This window comes from Xanthobacter nonsaccharivorans (assembly GCF_043194755.2).
Lineage (GTDB): Bacteria > Pseudomonadota > Alphaproteobacteria > Rhizobiales > Xanthobacteraceae > Xanthobacter > Xanthobacter autotrophicus_G.
In genome coordinates this window covers 368107-387043 of sequence record NZ_CM195526.1, presented here as the reverse complement: position 1 = coordinate 387043, position 18937 = coordinate 368107, and the positions used below count along the sequence as shown (strand labels likewise).

Sequence of the window (18937 nt, the reverse complement as noted above, 5' to 3'; positions counted from 1 at the left end):
CCCCCGTTTCGCTCCGGTCCGTCACAGGCCGATCAGCCCGCCGGCGGTGAAGCCGCCGTCCACCGCGATGGTCTGGCCGGTCACATAGGAGGATTTGGCCTCGTCCAGCAGGAAGGCGATGGCGCCGGCCATCTCGGAAGGCTGGGCATAGCGGCGCAGGGGGACGCGGTCGGTCCAGACCGCGCGGGCCTCGTCAGTGTGCACCGCCTTCACCAGCGGCGTCTCCACCGGGCCGGGGGCGATGGCATTGACGCGGATGTTGAAGGCCGCGAACTCCACCGCCAGGATCTTGGTGAGCATCACCACGCCGCCCTTGGACGAACCATAGGCGGAACGCCCGAGGTTGCCGAGCAGGCCGGACACGGAGGCGATGTTGACGATGGAGCCGCCGCCCGTCTCCTTCATCACCTTCGCCGCCTCGCGCGCCACCAGGAAGGTGCCGATGAGGTTCACGTCGAGGATCTTCCGGAACACCTCCGCCGAGGTCTCGAGGGCGGGGATGTCGCGGGCGATGCCGGCGGAGTTCACCACGCCCTTCAGCGGACCGGAATCGCGGGCGGCACGGGCGACCACATCGCTCACCTGCGCCTCGTCGGAGACGTCCATCAGCTCGAAGCTCACCCTGTCGCCGAAGGCGGAAAGCGCGGCGCGGGCCGTCTCGATATTGGCCGGCACCACATCGGCGGCGACCACGCGCCAGCCTTCGTTCAGCAGTTCCTCCACCACCGCGAGGCCGATGCCGGAGGCCCCTCCCGTCACGATGACGCTGCCGGTCTTGCTCACGACGCTTCTCCCTTGGGACACGCTCCGATCGACCGGCCCAGCCGGACGTTCGGGCGACGTTTTATTTCAGAGACTGAGGTGCAGATCCGCCGTCCGGATCGCGGAGATCCGGCACGGTACTCAGGCGGAGCGGGCGGGCGGCGGGGTGTCGATGAGCCCGCGCTCGGAAAGCGCCTCCCGCACCATCTTCTTGGTGATCTTGCCGTAGGCGCTGCGGGGCAGCGCCTCCCAGAAATGCACGCGCCGGGGCAGCTTGTAGCGGGCGACCTTGCCGTCGAGAAAGGCCACCAGCTCCTCTTCCGTGAGGCTCGCCCCCTCGCGCAGCACGCACACGGCGACGCCGACCTCGCCCCACATGGCATCGGGCACGCCCAGGATGGCCACCTCGGCCACCGCCGGATGGGTGAGGACCTTCTCCTCCACCTCGCGCGGATAGACGTTCGAGCCACCGGAGATGTACATGTCCGAGGCCCGGCCGGTGATGTAGACGAAGCCCTCATTGTCCATGTGGCCGAGGTCGCCGGTGCGGAACCAGCCGTCACGGAACGACTTGGCGTTGGCCTCCGGATTGTCGTAATAGCCCGCGAACACGGCCGGGCCGCAGACGCAGATCTCGCCCGTCTCGAAGGGCTGGACCTCCTCGCCCGCGTCGTTCTGGATCTGCACCTCGATGCCCGTGCGCTCGAAGCCGCAGGTGCCGATCCTCACGTTCGGGCCGTCCTCGGCCTCGTGCAGGCGGGGCGGCAGCACCGTGATGTTGCCGGTGACCTCGCCGAGGCCGAAATACTGCACCAAGACCTTCCCGAGCTTCTTCAAGGCGAACTTCTGGTCCTCCCGGTACATGGGCGCGCCGGCATAGATCACGTAGCGCAGGGAGGAATGGTCGAACTGGTCCACGGACGGGTGCTCGGTAAGCAGCTTGGTGATGGTGGGCACCGTGAACATGTTGGTCACGCGCCATGTCTCGATCAGCTGCCAGGCCTCCGCCGCGTCGAACCGCTCGGAGGGCAGGAGGACGGTCTTCACGCCCCGCGCCACCTGCACCAGCTGGTGCACGCCCGCCCCGTGGGAAAGCGGCGCCACCACCAGGGCGGCGTCCGCCTCGGTGGTGCCGGGCATCAGGTCGCACAGATGATTGGTGATGACGAAGGCCATCTGGCCGTGGGTCAGCACCGCCGCCTTCGGGCGCCCCGTGGTGCCGGAGGTGAAGAAGAACCAGCACGGGTCGTCGTGCTCCACATCCGCCACCCGCACCTTCTCGCCGAGGCGGGCCGCCACGAGGGCGTCGTAGTCCGGCCCGAAGTCGGCAGCGCCGATGGCGATCACGGTGGAGATGGCGGGCGCCTCGGCCCGCGCGGCGACGACGTGCTCGGGAAAGTCCCGGTGGCAGATCATGGCCGTCGCACCGGAGGCAGAGGCGAGATAGGCGACCTCGGAGGGCGTCTGGCGGAAGTTGGTGGGCACCCACACCGCACCGATGCGGAAGGTGGCGAACATGCTCTCGAACATCTCGAGGCAATTCTTGGACTGCACGAGGATGCGGTCGCCCTTGGCGATGCCGCGCGCAACGAGCTCCGCCGCCATGGCATCCACCCGCGCGTCCATCTGCGCCCAGGTGAGGGTGCGCGCGCCCTCGACGAAGGCGATGTGCTCAGGCAGGCGCCGCGCCGCCTGACGCAGGAAATGGGACAGGTTCATCACCCGCCGGCTGGAGCGGGCGACACCGCCCTTCGGCGCGGCGGAGGCGGGGGAAGGCTTGGCGACGGACATGGATCACTCCGGACGGGACGGCCGGCCGAGGGGCGCGGCGAAGGCTTCGGTTTGAAAGGAGCGCGGCCGGGACCGCATCAGGGATCGGCCTTGGCGACGGCCCGGCCGGCAGCGCGTGGCAGCGAGGGTCGTGCGGTGACGGCCTTCTCGACCGGAGGGCGGCGCAGATGCGCCTCCAGCGCCTCGGCCTCGCGCTTCAGCAACGGCACGAGCTCCGCCTGCCGCTCCGTCGTCAGCCGGCTCTCGATGGCGGCGAGCGACAAGGCCCCCACCGGGCGCCGATCCGGCCCCAGCACGACCATGCCGATGCCCCAGGAACCGGCCACATAGAGCCCGGGATTGAGCGCATACCCCCGCGCCCGCGTGTCGGCGACGGCGTCGCGCAGCATCGCGACGGAATAGCCGGGATACTGGGTCTCCAGTGCCTCCGCATTGGCCGCGAGCATCTGCTCCACCTCCTCATCCGGCAGGGCCGCCAGCAGGGCGAGGCCGCCCGCGCCGATGCCGAGGGGATGCCGGTCGCCGGCCTGAAGAACATGGGTGCGGATGGGAAACGTCCCCTCCTCCCGGTGCAGGCAGACCGAGAAAGCACCGCGCGGCACGGAGAGGAAGGCGCAATCGCCGCTCGTGCGGGCGATGCGGGCGAGGCCGTCCAGGGCCAGCGCGTGGATGCCGAATCGCGTGCCGGCGAGGGTGCCCAGCACATAGGCCTCGGGCCCGATGTGATAGCGCCGGGTCACCTCGTCCTGGTCGACAAGGCCCGTGCGCACGAGGGCGAGCAGCACGCGCCGTACGGTGGGCTTGGGCAGGGCCGACTGCGCCACGAGATCCGCCAGCCGCGCCCCTGCGGGAGCGGCGCGCCCCACCATCAGGAGCAGCGCGATGGCGCGCTCGATGCTCTGCGTCCCCCCGGCCGCAGCGTCGGCGACAGCCTCGGACACCATCTCGGGCCGGGTGCCGACGCGGGCATGCGGGGGCTTCGGGTGCCGTCCCACGCTCTCTCCCATGATCCAGTATATGGACCTAGATGTTGATTTCGTTGAGATCGCCGCAACGCAGCGTCTGGCGGGACCATAATGCTCTTGCGAAAATCCCACAAGCGGGCCAGCATGGGCCTGGGAAAAGAGGTCCACATATTGGACCCAATCGGAAACAGGTCCGCAGGACCGCACAAGGAGGAGCATCGAGGATGTCGCTGACCCGTCGCACCCTTTTGCAGGCGAGCGCCGCCACCGCGCTGGCGGGGGGCGTGTTCGCGCCGTTCGTCGCGCGGGCCCAGAGCGCCGAATTCTCCTACAAATACGCCAACAACCTGCCCGTCACGCATCCCATGAACGTGCGCGCGCAGGAGATGGCCGAGAAGATCAAGGCCGAGACCAAGGGCCGGGTGGAGATCAAGATCTTCCCCTCGAGCCAGCTCGGCGGCGACACGGACATGCTGAGCCAGCTGCGCTCGGGCGGCATCGAATTCTTCACCCTCTCGCCGCTGATCCTCTCCACCCTCGTGCCCAACGCCTCCATCAGCGGCATCGGCTTCGCCTTCCCGGACTATGCGAGCGTGTGGAAGGCCATGGACGGAGAGCTCGGCGCCTACGTGCGCGGGCAGATCGCCAAGGCCGGCATCATCGCCATGGACAAGATCTGGGACAACGGGTTCCGCCAGATCACCACCTCGACCAAGCCCATCGAGACCGCGGCCGACCTCAAGGGCCTGAAGATCCGCGTGCCGGTCTCCCCGCTGTGGACCTCCATGTTCAAGGCGTTCGACAGCGCCCCGGCGAGCCTCAACTTCGCCGAGGTCTACACCGCCCTGCAGACCCGCACGGTGGACGCCCAGGAAAATCCCCTCGCCATCATCTCCACGGCGAAGCTGTACGAGGTGCAGAAGTACTGCTCGCTCACCAACCACATGTGGGACGGCTTCTGGTTCCTCGCCAACCGGCGGGCCTTCCAGGCGCTGCCGGAGGATCTGCGCACCATCGTCGCCGACAACATCAACGCGGCGGGCTTGAAGCAGCGCGACGACGTGTTCGCCCTCAACAACACCCTGCGCAAGGAGCTTTCGGAGAAGGGCCTCGCCTTCAACGAGCCGAAGGTGGACAGCTTCCGCGAGCAGCTGCGCAAGGCCGGCTTCTACGCCGAGTGGAAGGGCAAGTATGGCGACGAGGCCTGGGCCACGCTCGAGAAGTACACCGGCCCGCTTTCCTGAGCCATTCCCCGGGAAAACCGGGAAACCGCAGAAACACGAAATCCCGGCCATCGTCGTCCGATGGCCGGGATTTTCTTTGTGCGGTATCGCTCAGGCCGCGGCGCGGCAGCGATCGAGGGCCCAGCGGACCAGCTTGCGCACGTCGGGATCCGGATCGTCATAGGCCGCCTCCAACGCGCCCACGGCGGCCGGGTCGGCGATCTCGCCCAGTGCTGCGGCTGCCTCCTTCCGCACGTTGGAAAGCGTGTGGCCGAGCGCCTCCGCCACCACCGGCACCGCGGCGCGCGCCTTCAATTTGCCGAGGGCGTTCACCGCCTTGGCCTGCACCTGCCAGGCATCGTCGTTGGCCGCGGCCATCAGCGGGTCCACCGCCTCCAGGATCTTCGCCTTGCCGATGGAGAAGGCCGCCTCCTCGCGCACCTGCCAGTGGCCGTCGGCGAGGCCGGCGATGAGCGCGGGCACGCCGGCCGTGCCGCTCCGCACGAAGACGAGGGCCGCCATCACAGCGCGTCGCACCGCCGGCTCGGGATCGGTGGCGGCGAGCAGCAGAGCCGGCAGCGCCGCATCGGCCTTCAGATAGCCGAGCACGCCGAGCGCCTCGCGGCGCACCCCCATGTCCGGATCGGTGAGCGCGGCGAGCGCCACCGGCATGGCGGAAGCGTCCTGCATGTCGCGCAGGGCCCTGAGCGATGAGGCCCGCACGAAGGCGCTCAGGGGGCCGCCCGTCTCCTGCGCCCGCTCGATGAGGCGCGGAGCCGAGGCCGGCTCCTTCTTGTCGGCGAGGCTCTCGGCGGCGGCGAGGCGCACCGCCTCCACCGCGTCATCCAGCGCCGCGATGAGGCCGAGCGCGACGGGAAGGCCGGAATGCTCGTCGAGGGACTTGGCCGCCGCCTCGCGGACGCCGGCATCCGCGTCCTTCAACCCGGCGAGCAGCAGGTCCGCCGCGCCGGGGTCCACGCTTTCCGCCAGCCCCAGCATGGCGACGCGGCGGATGCCGGGATCGGCGTCGCGCGCGCGCTCCGCCACCGCATCGAGGTCGTCGTCGAAATCGTCGAAGATGGGCATGGCGCGCCTCACCGCAGCAGGTAGGGGATTTCGACCTTCACCGCGCCGGTGGGGCAGTCCACCTCGCACGGCATGCAGTACCAGCACTCGTCGTACTTCATGTGCGCCTTGCCCGAGGCGGGGTTGATGGCGAGCACGTCAAGGGGGCACACGTCGATGCAGACGCGGCAGCCCTTCTCGGCGATGCACTTGTCGTCATCGACGGTCACGGGCACCGAGGTCATGTGGTTGGCGAAAGGCATGGGGCAGCTCCGGAATGTCTGGCGGGAGGGCTCACTCGGCGGCGATGGCCGGAGTGCGCAGCTGGTGGTAGGCGCCCATCTCGTCCGCATCGATCTCGACCACATAAGGGTCCACGGCGCGCTTCCTGTGCGCCATGCGGCCGAGCTCGTCCTTGTAGAGGAGGGTGTGGCAGAACCAGTTCTCGTTGTCGGTGGCCGGGTGGTCGACGCGCCAGTGGTAGAGGCCCCAGCGGCTCTCCGTGCGGTAGAGCGAGGCGGCCGCCGCCATGTCGGCGCAGTCGAGGATGGATTGCAGCTCCAGCGCCCGCATCAGCTCATGCGGGTCCTTCACGCACAGCGCGGAGAGGTCGTCGCGCACCTCGGCGAGGCGGGCCTGGCCGATCCTGTACTTGGCCGTCACCTTCGGCGGCTGGAGATAGTCGTTCACCAGGCGCCGGGCCTTGTATTCCATCTCGAACGGGGTCAGGCCGTCGTCGCGGCGGGTGGGCGCCATCACGCGCTCCTGCTCGCGGGCGATGTCCGCCGGGTCGTAGGCGGGGAGGTCTGTCGCCGCGCAATAGTCCGCCGCGTCCTGGCCGGCGATGCCGCCGTTCACGAAGGCGCCGAGCATGTAATTGTGCGGCACGCTCGCCATGTCGCCGGCGGCATAGAGGCCGGAGACGGTGGTGCGGGCGTTCTCGTCCACCCACACGCCGGACGCCGAGTGGCCCGAGCAGAAGCCGATTTCCGAGATGTGCATCTCCACCATCTTCTCGCGGTAGTTGGTGCCGCGCTTCTCGTGGAAGCGCCCGCGCGAGGGCCGCTCGTTGGAGTGCAGGATGGTCTCGATCTCGGAGATGGTCTCCTCGGCGAGGTGGGTCATGTTGAGGAAGACCGGGCCATTGCCGCTCTGCAGCTCGGAATAGAACTCCTTCATCATCTGGCCCGACCAGTAGTCGCACTCGATGAAGCGCTCGCCCTTGTTGTTGGCGGTGTAGCCGCCGAACGGGCCGGTGACGTAGGCGCAGGCCGGGCCGTTATAGTCCTTGATCAGCGGGTTGATCTGGTAGCACTCGAGGTTCGCGAGGCCCGCCCCCGCGTGATAGGCCATGGCATAGCCGTCGCCGCAGTTGGCCGGATTCTCATAGGTGCCGAACAGATAGCCCGAGGCCGGCAGGCCGAGGCGGCCGGCGGCGCCGCAGGCCAGCACCACGGCTTTCGCGCGGATGACCAGGAACTCCCCGGTGCGGGTGTTCACCCCGATGGCGCCGGCGATGCGGCCGTCCGGCGCGGTGAGGAGGCGGGTCGCCATGTAGCGGTTGGTCACCAGCACCTGGTGCTTGCGCAGCTGGCGGTAGAGCGCCTTCTTGACGTGGTGGCCCTCCGGCATGGGCAGCACATAGGTGCCCATGTGGTGCACCTTGCGCACGTTGTACTCGCCGGAGCCGTCCTTCTCGAACTTCACGCCGATGGAATCCAGATACTGGATCATCGGGTAGGAGCCGGTGGCATAGGCCATCACCGCCTTCTGGTGGACGATGCCGTCGTTGGCGACGGTGATCTCCTTCACATACTGCTCGGGCGTGGCGTAGCCGGGGATGACGGCGTTGTTCAGCCCGTCCATGCCCATGGAGACTGCGCCGGAGCGCTTCACATTGGCCTTCTCCATCAGCACGACCTTGAGGGAGGGGTTCTTCTCCTTGGCCTTGATGGCCGCCATGGGCCCGCCGGTGCCGCCGCCGATGACAAGGATGTCGGTTTCGACGATCTCGGTCTTGATGTCGCTCATAGGGTCACCTCTGGAATCCCGGTTGCGCCGGCCGCGCCGGTCGCCGCGAGCGCGGCGAGATAGGCGAAGGGAAAGACCCCCCGCGCGTGGCCGTCGGAGAAGGTCAGGTTGAGACCGTGCGCCCCGAAGGGCGCGATGTCGGCGAGGGTGATGCCGGAGACGTCGGCCTCGAACCAGCCCTGCGCCCGGGCGGCGGTGCACGGGGCGCAGCGGCATGCGGCGCGCAACGTCGCCGCCGACAATCTGGCCCGGAAGGCGGGCGCCGGCCCGCAGGAAAAGGCAATATCGAGGCTGCGCCGGTCCTTGCCGAGGCGGATTTCCTCGATCTGCGGGACGGGGTCCACGGGGTCTGCTGTCGGGGCGGACGTCATCATGGAGCCGATTGGACATCGCGCCGCCCGGGGCCGATAGCAACTAGTTGCTGGCTGGAGCACTTCCAGAACCCGTCGCGCAAACCGCTACGCAGCCGCGCGCGGGCGCACTATCGTCCCGCGCGGACGGAGAGGCGGACGGACCCATGGAACAGGCGGAATGCATCGTGGTCGGGGCCGGGGTGGTGGGCCTCGCCGTGGCCCGGGCCCTTGCGCTGCAAGGGCGGGAGGTGGTGCTGATCGAGCAGGCGGACGCCATCGGCACCGGCACTTCGTCCCGCAATTCGGAGGTGATCCACGCCGGCATCTATTACGAGCCGGGCTCCCTCAAGGCGGAGCTGTGCGTGAAGGGCCGGCACGCGCTCTATGCCTTCTGCGCCGGCCATGGGGTCGCCCACAAGGCCATCGGTAAGCTCATCGTCGCCGGGACGGACACCGAAGCCGCCTATCTCGAGAAGCTCGCGAAGACCGGAGACACAAATGGTGTCAATGACTTGAGGCTGCTGGATCGAGCTGCGGCGAAGGCGCTGGAGCCGGCGCTCGACGTCCATGCCGCCTTGCTCTCCCCCTCCACGGGCATCGTCGATTCCCACGGCCTCATGCTGGCGCTGCTGGGAGACATGGAGGCGGCCGGCGGCATGCTGGCGCTGAATGCGCCGCTCGAAAGGGCGGATGCGGTCTCCGGCGGCATCGAAATACGCACCGGCGGAGCGGAGCCGCTCGCCCTCTCCTGCCGTCTCCTGGTGAATTCCGCCGGCCTCGACGCCCCCGCATTGGCAAGGAAAATCAACGGGATGCCTCCCCACCTCATCCCCGAGGAGACCATGGCGAAGGGCAATTACTTCACCTGCTCCCGCAAGGTGCCCTTCTCCCGTCTCATCTACCCGGTGCCGGAGGCGGGCGGGCTCGGCACCCACCTCACCCTCGACCTCGCCGGACAGGGCCGGTTCGGACCAGACGTGGAATGGGTGACGGTGCAGAACTACCAGGTCGACCCCACCCGCAAGGCCGCCATGATGGCGTCGATCCGCCGCTACTGGCCGGACGTGGAGGAAGCGGATCTGTCCCCGGGATATGCCGGCATCCGCCCCAAGATCCCGGGGGTGGACGGCAGGGCGCCGGACTTCGCCATCCAGGGGCCGGAAACCCATGGCGTGGCAGGGCTCGTGAACCTGTTCGGCATCGAATCGCCGGGCCTCACCTCCTGCCTCGCCATCGCCGACAAGGTGCTGGAGGTGGTGGACAAAGGGTGAGCGGAAAAGCGAAAGGGCCGCCTTGCGGGCGGCCCTGACGTTGGACGATGTCAGCTGAAAAAGCCTTGAATCAGGCCATCTCGCTCTCGCGCTCGCGCTCCTTGCGCTTGCGCTCGTTGGGATCGAGGTAGCGCTTGCGCAGGCGGATGGATTTCGGCGTGACCTCAACCAGTTCGTCGTCCTGGATCCAGGCCAGCGCGCGCTCCAGCGTCATGCGGATCGGCGGGGTGAGGCGCACCGCCTCGTCCTTCGAGGTGGTGCGGATGTTCGTGAGCTTCTTGCCCTTCAAGACATTCACTTCGAGATCGTTGTCCCGGTTGTGGATGCCCACCAGCATGCCCTGGTACACCTTCCAGCCCGGCTCGATGATCATCGGCCCGCGGTCTTCCAGGTTCCACAGGGCATAGGCCACCGCCTCGCCCTGCTCGTTGGCGATCAGCACGCCGTTCACCCGGCCGGCGATCTCGCCCTTGTACGGGGCATAGTCGTGGAACAGGCGGTTCATGATGGCGGTGCCGCGGGTGTCGGTGAGCAGCTCCGACTGGTAGCCGATGAGGCCGCGGGTGGGGGCGTAGAACACCAGGCGCTGGCGGTTGCCGCCGGAGGGGCGCATCTCCACCATCTCGGCGCGGCGCTCGCTCATCTTCTGCACCACGGTGCCGGAATATTCCTCGTCCACGTCGATGAGGACTTCCTCGATGGGCTCCAGGGTCTGGCCGGTGGCCTCGTCCTTCTGGAACACCACGCGCGGCCGCGACACGGCGAGTTCGAAGCCCTCGCGGCGCATGGTCTCGATCAGCACCGCGAGTTGGAGCTCGCCGCGGCCGGACACGAAGAAGGAGTCCTTCTCGGAGGATTCCTCGATCTTGAGCGCCACGTTGCCTTCGGCCTCGCGCAGCAGGCGGTCGCGGATGACGCGGCTCGTCACCTTGTCGCCCTCGGTGCCGGCGAGCGGCGAATCGTTGACGATGAACGTCATGGTCACGGTGGGCGGGTCGATGGGCTGGGCCGCCATCGGCTCGGTCACCTCGGGCGCGCAGAAGGTGTCGGCCACCGTGCCCTTGGAGAGGCCGGCGATGGCGACGATGTCACCCGCCACGCCTTCCTCGATGGGCTGGCGCTCGAGGCCGCGGAAGGCGAGGATCTTGGACACGCGGCCCTGCTCCACCAGGGAGCCGTCCTGCGCCAGCACCTTGATCGCCTGGTTCGGTTTCAGGGTGCCGGAGGTGATGCGCCCGGTGATCATGCGGCCGAGGAAGGGGTTCGCCTCCAGCAGCGTGCCGATCATGCGGAACGGGCCGTCATTCACGGTCGGCGCGGGGACGTGCTTCAGGACCAGATCGAACAGGGGCGCCATGCCCTGGTCCTGCGGACCCTCGGGGCTATCGGCCATCCAGCCGCTGCGGCCGGAGCCGTAGAGGATCGGGAAATCGAGCTGCTCGTCGGTGGCGTCGAGCGCCGCGAACAGGTCGAACACCTCGTTGATGACCTCGGTCGGCCGGGCGTCGGAGCGGTCCACCTTGTTGATGGCGACGATGGGCTTGAGGCCGATCTTGAGCGCCTTGCCGACCACGAACTTGGTCTGCGGCATGGGGCCCTCGGCGGCGTCCACGAGCACGATGGCGCCGTCCACCATGTTCAGGATGCGCTCCACCTCGCCGCCGAAGTCGGCGTGGCCGGGGGTGTCGACGATGTTGATGCGCGTGTCCTTCCAGACCACCGAGGTGGCCTTGGCGAGGATGGTGATGCCACGCTCCTTTTCCAGGTCGTTGGAATCCATCACGCGCTCGGCCACGCGCTGGTTCTCGCGGTAGGACCCCGACTGCTTCAGCAGCTCGTCCACCAGGGTGGTCTTGCCGTGGTCGACGTGGGCGATGATGGCGATGTTGCGCAGCTTCATGGGGGTCCAGCACAAAAACGCGGGTCCGAATACCTCGGGCCCGCCGGAATGGGATTTTGCGGCGCAAAATACACACAAACCGATCAAGATCAATGCGCGCCGCGCAAATCACGCGAAGCCGGCCCCGTCCGCGCCCCTCGCCGGCGCGCACATTCCGCAGCGTCCGCTTGCACCTGCGTCCGGGTTGGGCGAACGGTGGCGGCAGGACGGGACAGGCTCCAGCGGGAGAACGCGGCGGTGTGGTTTCTGGACGGCGAGTTCCTGGTGGGGGCCCTCATCAGCATGACGACCATCGCCATCCAGGCGCTGGCAACCGTGGCGGTGGTCAAGTTCGGCCGCATCTCGGCGCGCCATTTCTCGCCCCGGCGCAAGATCATCACGCTCATCATCGTCATGGGCGTGGCCGGCGTGACGCTGACCCTCGCGCATTTCCTCGAGGTGGCGGTCTGGGCCTTCATGTACGCCCTGCTCGGGGTCATCAAGGAAACGGACGCCTATTACTTCGCCTTCGTGAACTTCACGACGCTGGGCTACGGCGACATCCTGCCCGCGCCGCCCTGGCGGGTGCTCGGCCCCATCACGGCGGCGAACGGCATGCTGCTGTTCGGCTGGTCCACCGCCGTGCTGTTCGCGGTGCTGTCGCGGGCGCTGCGCATCCTGCATTTGCAGTAAGCGGGGCGGCCGGCCCGCGCTATAGTGGCGCCGCCGCGAGGAAACCCATGACGCCGTTGACGTATCGACAGGAGGAGACGCCCGCCCTCGGCCCGGAGGAGGCCGCCGCCTTCGCGCGGGTCATGGCCGCCCACCCCTATTTCGCGGAGTTCGACGAGGCGGACCTGGCCGTGCTGGTGGCCGCCGGCCAGATGGTGGAAGTGGAGGCCGGCACCCGGCTCATCCGCCGGGGTGACCGCGACACCTTCGCCCTCCTGGTGGTGGACGGCACCGCCGTCGTCGCCATCGACACGCCCTATGCCCATGTGGAGCTCGCAACCCTTGCCGCCCCGGCGGTGATCGGCGAGATCGCCGCCTTCACCGGCGTCGCCCGCACCGCCCATGTGGATGCCCTCACCCCGCTCCGGGCCGTCCGCCTGTCGGGCGCGGCGCTCAAGGCGGCGGGGCGCGCCAATCCGGACCTGCTCCAGGCGGTGATGCGCCAGTTCGGCCACCGGTTCGAGACCTTTAACCGCGCCTTCGGCTTCTACGCCAACGCCCTCAACGCGCTGGAACGCCGCGAGTTCGACCTGAAGCTGCTGGACGAGCTGCGCAATCCCCTGCCCGAGCTGGTGGACTTCTCCCACTCCTTCCGCCGGCTCGCCGAGGCCATCATGACGCGCGCCGCCGAGCGGCGGGAGATGGCGAACGCCGCCGCCATCCAGCGCGCTATGCTGCCCCACCCCCTGCCGGCCGAGGCGCTGGCCGGCCGGGCCGAGATCTGCGCCGAGATGCGCCCGGCCAAGGACGTGGGCGGCGACTTCTACGATTATTTCCTCATCGACCCGCGCCGCCTGGTGGTGAGCCTCGGCGACGTGGCCGGCAAGGGCACGCCCGCCGCCCTGTTCATGAGCGCCACCCAGACCGCCCTGCGCATGGTGCTGCGTTCCGAGCCGGACCTCGCCCGCGCCGTCGCCGCGGTGAACGACCTTCTGTGCGCCACCAACAGCGAGGACATGTTCGTCACCCTGTTCTGCGCCGTCATCGACCTCGACACCGGGGAGATGGCCTACTGCAACTGCGGCCACACGGACTGCATGATCCTGCGCGCCGACGGCAGCATCGACCGGCCGGCCGCCACCGGCATCGCCCTCGCCATCATGGAGGGGGCCCGGACCCGCGCGGCCACGACGCGCCTTGCCCCGGGCGACCGCCTGTTCCTGTTCTCCGACGGCCTCACCGATGCGGTGGACCCGGCCGAGGTCCAGTTCGGCGAGGCCCGGCTCGACGCGGCGGTGGGGGAGGTGCGCGCCGCGCCCGTTGCCAGCTTCGTGCCGGACCTGCTGGACGCCATCGCCGCCTATTCCGGCACCGCCCCCCAGTTCGACGACATGACGGCGCTGGCCGTCAGCTTCAGCGGTGCCGCTACGGCAGAGGCGCCGGTGCCGTGATGCCGGCGCTGCGGGCGGCCGCGGACGGCTCCGGCGGCGTGCCGGTGACGAACGTTTAAGTGTTTGCGAGGGAAGCTGTGGCGGGCTTTTGTGTTTCTCCGTCCTTTTTGCTAAGAGGACCGCTCTCTGTGACGTGTAGTGGAGCTGCGTGATGGAAAATCCGCGCGTGTACGTCTATCAGTTCGCCAACGGCTCCCAGTGGTCCGCCGGCGACAGCGTGGAGTCCTATCTCCGCCGCCTTCTCGACGTCGATTTTGCCCAGTCGCTGCGGGCGGATCGTCTCGCGGCCGTCGCCGCGTTTCTGGACGAGGCCTTCCAGCTCGCCCACACCATCGGCTGGACCGGGACGGCCCGCGATCTGCCCCAGATGTTCTCCCTGCCCGGCATGCCCGCCGAGGAGGCGGTGCACATGATCGCCTGGGAGCAGGACGACGGCGTCGCCTACATCGCCTCGCCCTATCCGCTGCCGTGGCTCGACGCCAAGGCCTCGCGCACCACCGATTCCGAGCGCGCCGTGCCGGTCGAGGAGGCCCGCCCGCCGGTCGCCCGCCCCGCCCCGCAGCTGGCGCCGCAGCCGGTCTCCCACCCTGCTTCCCACGTGGCCACCGCCGCGCTCGAGGAAGTGGTGGCCCAGGTGGAGGAAGAGGCCCTCGACCCCTTCTCCGAATATGTCCGCCGCGAGGAGGCCGCCCGCCTCACCCGCGAGCCCGCGCCGCTGGCCGGCGAGGAGCGCGACCCCGCCCGCCGCTTCTTCTGAGGCGGCCGGCCGGTTCGGCCCGGAAGATCAGAGGCGTTCCAGACACCGCTCCGGCCCGGCCGGGGCGGTGCCTGCATTTTGGGGCGCCCCCGCTTTCCCATGGGGGATGCGGCCTGGCGCCCAGGCACGCGCCTTGCTCCCGCCGCACCGCTTGGCTACACAATTTCGATTGCGACCGGCCGCGCCGAGGATTCACGCGCGCGGCGTGATCGGATAAGCTTGAGCTCGATGCCGTCTCTTTCCTGCGTCGCACCTTTCCGGATCCTGCGCGCGCGGCATCGTGCTTTCGTCGTCGAACCTCGGCCCGGCATCGCACCGGGTGCGGAGACCTGAATTTGCGGTCGTTCCTCGCTGGCGTCCTCGCCCTGTCGGTGGCCCTCCTCCTCGCCGTGCTCGTGCCGGGCGACAGCGCGCGGGGCATGGAGGCGATCGCCCTGCGCCTCGACGCCAAGGTCACGGACCTGCTCCCCGCCGTGGAGCCGCAGACCACGCAGGACGGGCGGTTCCAGCTATCCGCCGCGCCCGACGCGGAAGGCGTGGTGCGGCGCATCGAGGTGCCGACCTCCGACGGGCGCCAGCACGCGGACTGGATCGCCTTCGCCCTCACCAACAACACCGACGAGCAGGTGGACCGCCTGATCGTCGCGCCGCACTACCGCATGTCCGGCTCCGGCCTGTTCTGGCCCGACCTCGGCAACCGGCGCATCATCAACATCACCGCTAGCCAGGGCTTCAAGCCGGAACGGCAGAACGCGCCCGACGCGGACGTCTTCCTCATCACCATCGACCCCGGCTCCACCGTCTCCTTCGTGGCCGAGCTCGGCACCCCCAGCCTGCCCCAGCTGCAGCTGTGGGAGCCCGACGCCTACAAGGACCGGGTGAACGCCTTCACCCTCTACCACGGCATCGTCATCGGCATCGCCGGCCTGCTGGCCCTGTTCCTCACCATCCTGTTCGTGGTGAAGGGCTCGGTGATGTTCCCGGCGGCGGCGGCGCTGGCCTGGGCGGTGCTCGGCTATATCGGCCTCGACTTCGCCTTCTGGTCCAAGGTGTTCGGCCTCTCCCCCATCGCCGAGCAGTTCTGGCGGGCGGCGGGCGAGGCCATCCTCACCGCGACCCTGCTGGTCTTCCTGTTCGCCTATCTCAATCTCAACCGCTGGCACGTGCGCTACGTGCACGTGGCCGCCGGCTGGCTCACCTTCCTCGCCGCCCTCGTGGTGGTGGCGCTGCTCGACGCGCCGGTGGCCGCCGGCATCGCCCGCCTGTCGCTGCTGGCGGTAGCGGTGGCCGGCTTCGGCGTGGTGATCTGGCTGTCCCAGCACGGCTTCGACCGGGCCGTGCTCATCATTCCCACCTGGGCGCTGCTGCTGGTGTGGGTGCTCATGGCCGGCCTGACGGTGGGCGGCTTCGTCACCAACGACCTTGCCGCCCCGGCGCTGTCCGGCGGCCTGGTGCTGATCGTCATGCTCATCGGCTTCACGGTGATGCAGCACGCCTTCGCCGGCATCGGCGGCATCCAGGGCTCCACCTCCGAGCTGGAGCGCCGGGCGCTGGCGCTGGCCGGCTCCGGCCTCATCGTGTGGGACTGGGATGTGGACACGGACCGCATCTACACCTCCCCCGAAGCGGAGGAGGCCCTGGGCCTCAAGCGCCACTCGCTGGAGACCGAGGCCGCCGGCTGGCTGGAGGTGCTGCACCCCGCCGACCGCGACCGCTTCCGCGCCACGCTGGACGGCATCATCGACCAGCGCCGCGGCCGCATCGACCAGGACTTCCGCCTGAGGGCCATCGACGGCCACTACCTCACCTTCAACCTGAAGGCGCGCCCCGTGGTGGGCACCGACGGCGAGGTGGTGCGCTGCATCGGCACCCTCACCGACGTGACCGGCGAGCGCATCGCCGCCGAGCGCCTGCTGCACGACGCGGTGCGCGACAACCTCACCGGCCTGCCCAACCGCGAACTGTTCCTCGACCGCCTGTCCCAGGCCCTCACCATGGCGCGGCTCGACGACAAGGTGAAGCCGACGGTGATGGTCATCGACCTCGACCGCTTCAAGCAGCTGAACGTGCAGGTGGGCATGGCGGTGGCCGATTCCATCCTGCTCACCGTCGCCCGCCGCCTCATGCGCCTGCTGAAGCCGCAGGACACGCTGGCCCGCATCTCCGGCGACCAGTTCGGCATGATCCTCATGTCCGAGCGCGACCCCGAGCGCATCACCACCTTCGCCGACACCCTGCGCCGCTCGCTGCGCGCGCCCATCGCCTTCGCCGACCGGGAGGTGTTCGTCACCGCCTCCATCGGCCTCGTCCTGTCCGGCGCGGACATGACCAAGCGCGACGAGGTGCTGAAGGATGCCGAGCTCGCCATGTATTACGCCAAGCGCATCGGCGGCGACCGCATCGAGGTGTTCCGCCCCGCCATGCGCCAGCAGAAGATCGACCGCGTGGTGCTGGAGCAGGAGCTGCGCGAGGCCCTCGACAAGGACCAGATCTCGGTGCGCTACCAGCCCATCGTGCGCCTCGGCGACCGGGCCATCGGCGGCTTCGAGGCCTACATGCGCTGGAACCACCCGCGCCTCGGCGAGCTCGCCGCCTCCGAGTTCATCCTGCTGGCGGAGGAGACCGGGCTCATCCTCGACCTCGGCCTGTTCGTGCTGGACCGCGCGGCGCGCCAGCTCGGCCAGTGGCAGCGCCTGCTGCGCGTGGATCCGCCCCTGTTCATGCATGTGAACGTCTCGTCGCGCCAGCTGCTGCGCCACGATCTGATCCAGGACCTGAAATCCGTGCTCGCCCGCAACACGGTGGCCCCCGGCTCGCTGAAGCTGGAGGTGACCGAGGGCCTCGTTATGGAAAACCCGGAATATGCCGCCGTGGTGCTCGGCCGCATGCGGGAGCTGGGGGCGGGCCTGTGCCTCGACGATTTCGGCACCGGCTATTCCTCCCTCGCCTATCTCCAGCGTTTCCCCTTCGACAGCGTGAAGATCGACCCGCGCTTCGTCCGCGACACCGCCAAGGGCCCCGCCCGCGCCGCCCGCCCGGTGATCGTCGGCGCCATGATCGACCTCGCCCACGACCTCGGCATGGACGTGATGGCCGAGGGCCTGGAGAAGGAGGCCGAGGCCTCGGAGATGACCCGCTTCGGCTGCGAATACGGGCAGGGCGTGGTCTTCGGCGAGCCGCTCACCGCTGACGAATGCCGCGCCCTCATCGAGCCCCCGCCGGCCGAGACCCGCGGCAAGAAGCGCTCCGGCACCGCCGGATAGGGCCCGGAGCCGGGTCCGTCCGCGAACTCCAGGGACGAGCCCGCGTGGAGGAACGCTCGCGCAGAAAAGCTCGCGCAGAGCGCTCTTGTGTCCGCACGGGCCGAAGAACGGATGGCTGACGCCGCGCCGGTGAGCCGGAGCTGGCCGGAGCCGCCCCGGTGAAGCCCAGCCCCTATTCGGACGCCTCCGGCCCGGCCTTCGCCCGCCGCCGCGGCGGGGTCTTGGCAGGAACCTTCGCGGGAGCCTTGGCCGCGCCCTTCACGGCCCCCTTGGCCCCGCGCGGCCAGCGGGCCGGCCACGCGACGATGTGGTCCACCAGCTCGAACAGGCCGAACTCGCTTTCCAGCCCCGACACCTTGCCCATCACCGAGACGCCCGCCCGCACCACGCTCTGCGGATCGCCGGAGACGAGGGGATGCCAGAAGGGCAGGTCCTGCCCGTCGCGCACCAGGCGGTAGGCGCAGGTGGGCGGCAGCCAGCCGATGTCCTCCACCGCCTCGGGCGTGAGGCGCACGCAGTCCGCCACCCGCTCCGAGCGGTTGGCATAATCGGCGCAGCGGCAGCTTCCGGCGTCGAACAGCTGGCAGGCGACATCCGTATAGGCGATGGCGCCGCTGTCCTCGTCCTCCAGCTTCACCAGGCAGCAGCGCCCGCAGCCGTCGCACAGGCTCTCCCACTGCGCCGCGTTCATGGCGGACAGCGGCGTGGTGCGCCAGAACGGCTCCGCAGCGGGGGCCGCGGCAGGAGAGGAAGCGGAGCTGGCAGCCTTCGGGCGGGCGGGGCGGCGGGCGGGCGGTGTCATGGCCCGCCCTTTAGCACGCCGGGGCATGGCGCGTCCGCTCATTCGAAGGTCAGCAGCATCTCGTAGACCACGGGGTCGATGGCCCCCATCACCGCACTGTCGGAGCGGAACGCCCGCTCGCCGTCCGCCTCCCCGGCATAGGGGCCCGGCCGTGGCGTCAGGCGCAGCAGCAGCCGGCAGCCCGTGCGCGCGAGCCGGCCGCCCTCCCAGTCGACGACGGTGCCGCCATAGTCCCAGCCGAATCCATACAGGACGAAGGGCCTGCCGTTCGCCGCCTCCACCGCCTTCAGGCTGTCGCCCACGCCGGTCCCCTCCGGCGTCCGCCAGGCGCCCGGGTCGGAGACCGAGACCTGGGCGGGGCGGCGCCGGCGCTTTTCATCGAGCCAGATGATCTCCACCCGCCGGGCCGGGTCGCCCGGGAAGACGATGGAGGCCTTCGCCCGCTCGCCCTCGGCGGCGTTGACGGTCCTGAACACCACGTTCCCCGTGCCGAAGCGCCTGACGAGCGTGGCATGGCTCATCTGCGCGGTGAAAGGCCCGCCGCAATCGAACGGCGGCAGCCCGCTTCTCGGCCCGCCGGCCGGCGGCGCCGATCCCGCCGGAGCTGTCGGGGCCGAGGATGCGACGGCGAGAAGCACGGCGGCTCCCGCGG

16 protein-coding genes are annotated in these 18937 nt (G+C 69.4%); 6 read left to right on the top strand and 10 right to left on the bottom strand.

All coding sequences use genetic code 11. The features are described 5' to 3' along the window. Positions 1 to 21: 21 nt before the first annotated feature. The 3 genes from V5F59_RS01735 to V5F59_RS01725 all read right to left on the bottom strand — a co-directional run bounded on the left by V5F59_RS01735 (position 22) and on the right by V5F59_RS01725 (position 3497). Complete coding sequence (locus tag V5F59_RS01735; RefSeq protein WP_393981817.1) at positions 22 to 783, bottom strand: SDR family NAD(P)-dependent oxidoreductase; 762 nt, start codon at positions 781 to 783, stop codon at positions 22 to 24. A 120-nt stretch (positions 784 to 903) separates the two neighbouring features. Beyond that, the gene (locus V5F59_RS01730) at positions 904 to 2553 is read right to left on the bottom strand and encodes an acyl-CoA synthetase (protein WP_393981815.1); all 1650 of its coding nucleotides are present in this window, start codon (positions 2551 to 2553) and stop codon (positions 904 to 906) included. Between the two features lie 77 nt (positions 2554 to 2630). Beyond that, complete coding sequence (locus V5F59_RS01725) at positions 2631 to 3497, bottom strand: IclR family transcriptional regulator (protein ID WP_393982121.1); 867 nt, start codon at positions 3495 to 3497, stop codon at positions 2631 to 2633. Between the two features lie 245 nt (positions 3498 to 3742). On the opposite strand from V5F59_RS01725, the gene V5F59_RS01720 reads away from it, so the two are divergent. Continuing rightward, a complete protein-coding gene (locus tag V5F59_RS01720; RefSeq protein WP_393981813.1) occupies positions 3743 to 4762 on the top strand; it encodes a TRAP transporter substrate-binding protein in 1020 nt (339 codons plus the stop codon). Between the two features lie 90 nt (positions 4763 to 4852). Here the strand turns inward: V5F59_RS01720 and V5F59_RS01715 are convergent, their stop codons facing one another. From V5F59_RS01715 to V5F59_RS01700, 4 genes are read right to left on the bottom strand one after another with little or no spacing between them, the layout of a single operon-like run. After that, positions 4853 to 5827 (bottom strand): HEAT repeat domain-containing protein, encoded by a 975-nt coding sequence (locus V5F59_RS01715; protein WP_393981811.1) that lies wholly within the window; start codon positions 5825 to 5827, stop codon positions 4853 to 4855. Between the two features lie 8 nt (positions 5828 to 5835). Next, a complete protein-coding gene (locus tag V5F59_RS01710) occupies positions 5836 to 6069 on the bottom strand; it encodes a 4Fe-4S dicluster domain-containing protein (RefSeq protein ID WP_393981809.1) in 234 nt (77 codons plus the stop codon). Positions 6070 to 6100: 31 nt separating this feature from the next. Then, entirely contained in the window at positions 6101 to 7837 is a 1737-nt protein-coding gene (locus tag V5F59_RS01705) for a fumarate reductase/succinate dehydrogenase flavoprotein subunit (RefSeq protein ID WP_393981807.1), read from the bottom strand. Then, a complete protein-coding gene (locus V5F59_RS01700; RefSeq protein WP_393981805.1) occupies positions 7834 to 8211 on the bottom strand; it encodes a gamma-butyrobetaine hydroxylase-like domain-containing protein in 378 nt (125 codons plus the stop codon). Before V5F59_RS01700 ends, V5F59_RS01705 begins: the two co-directional genes overlap by 4 nt. A gap of 143 nt (positions 8212 to 8354) precedes the next feature. Here V5F59_RS01700 and V5F59_RS01695 point away from each other — a divergent pair, with 143 nt between their 5' ends. Continuing rightward, positions 8355 to 9461, top strand: a complete 1107-nt coding sequence (locus V5F59_RS01695; RefSeq protein ID WP_393981803.1) for an NAD(P)/FAD-dependent oxidoreductase — start codon at positions 8355 to 8357, stop codon at positions 9459 to 9461. 70 nt (positions 9462 to 9531) lie between these two features. Here the strand turns inward: V5F59_RS01695 and typA are convergent, their stop codons facing one another. After that, positions 9532 to 11361 (bottom strand): translational GTPase TypA, encoded by a 1830-nt coding sequence (gene typA / locus V5F59_RS01690; protein WP_393981801.1) that lies wholly within the window; start codon positions 11359 to 11361, stop codon positions 9532 to 9534. A gap of 237 nt (positions 11362 to 11598) precedes the next feature. Between typA and V5F59_RS01685 the strand changes: the two genes are divergently transcribed. The 4 genes from V5F59_RS01685 (at position 11599) to V5F59_RS01670 (ending at position 17483) form a co-directional block, all read left to right on the top strand. Further along, the gene (locus V5F59_RS01685; protein ID WP_393981799.1) at positions 11599 to 12033 is read left to right on the top strand and encodes an ion channel; all 435 of its coding nucleotides are present in this window, start codon (positions 11599 to 11601) and stop codon (positions 12031 to 12033) included. A 47-nt stretch (positions 12034 to 12080) separates the two neighbouring features. Beyond that, a complete protein-coding gene (locus V5F59_RS01680) occupies positions 12081 to 13463 on the top strand; it encodes a PP2C family protein-serine/threonine phosphatase (RefSeq protein ID WP_393981797.1) in 1383 nt (460 codons plus the stop codon). 151 nt (positions 13464 to 13614) lie between these two features. Then, the gene (locus V5F59_RS01675) at positions 13615 to 14220 is read left to right on the top strand and encodes a hypothetical protein (RefSeq protein ID WP_393981795.1); all 606 of its coding nucleotides are present in this window, start codon (positions 13615 to 13617) and stop codon (positions 14218 to 14220) included. 419 nt (positions 14221 to 14639) lie between these two features. Continuing rightward, positions 14640 to 17483 carry an EAL domain-containing protein gene (locus V5F59_RS01670; protein WP_393982120.1) on the top strand — a complete coding sequence of 948 codons (2844 nt, stop codon included), beginning with the start codon at positions 14640 to 14642 and terminating at the stop codon, positions 17481 to 17483. A 172-nt stretch (positions 17484 to 17655) separates the two neighbouring features. Here V5F59_RS01670 and V5F59_RS01665 read toward each other — a convergent pair whose 3' ends face one another. After that, positions 17656 to 18285, bottom strand: a complete 630-nt coding sequence (locus V5F59_RS01665) for a YcgN family cysteine cluster protein (protein ID WP_393981793.1) — start codon at positions 18283 to 18285, stop codon at positions 17656 to 17658. A 38-nt stretch (positions 18286 to 18323) separates the two neighbouring features. After that, the gene (locus V5F59_RS01660; protein ID WP_509211157.1) at positions 18324 to 18923 is read right to left on the bottom strand and encodes a hypothetical protein; all 600 of its coding nucleotides are present in this window, start codon (positions 18921 to 18923) and stop codon (positions 18324 to 18326) included. Between the last annotated feature and the right edge of the window lie 14 nt (positions 18924 to 18937).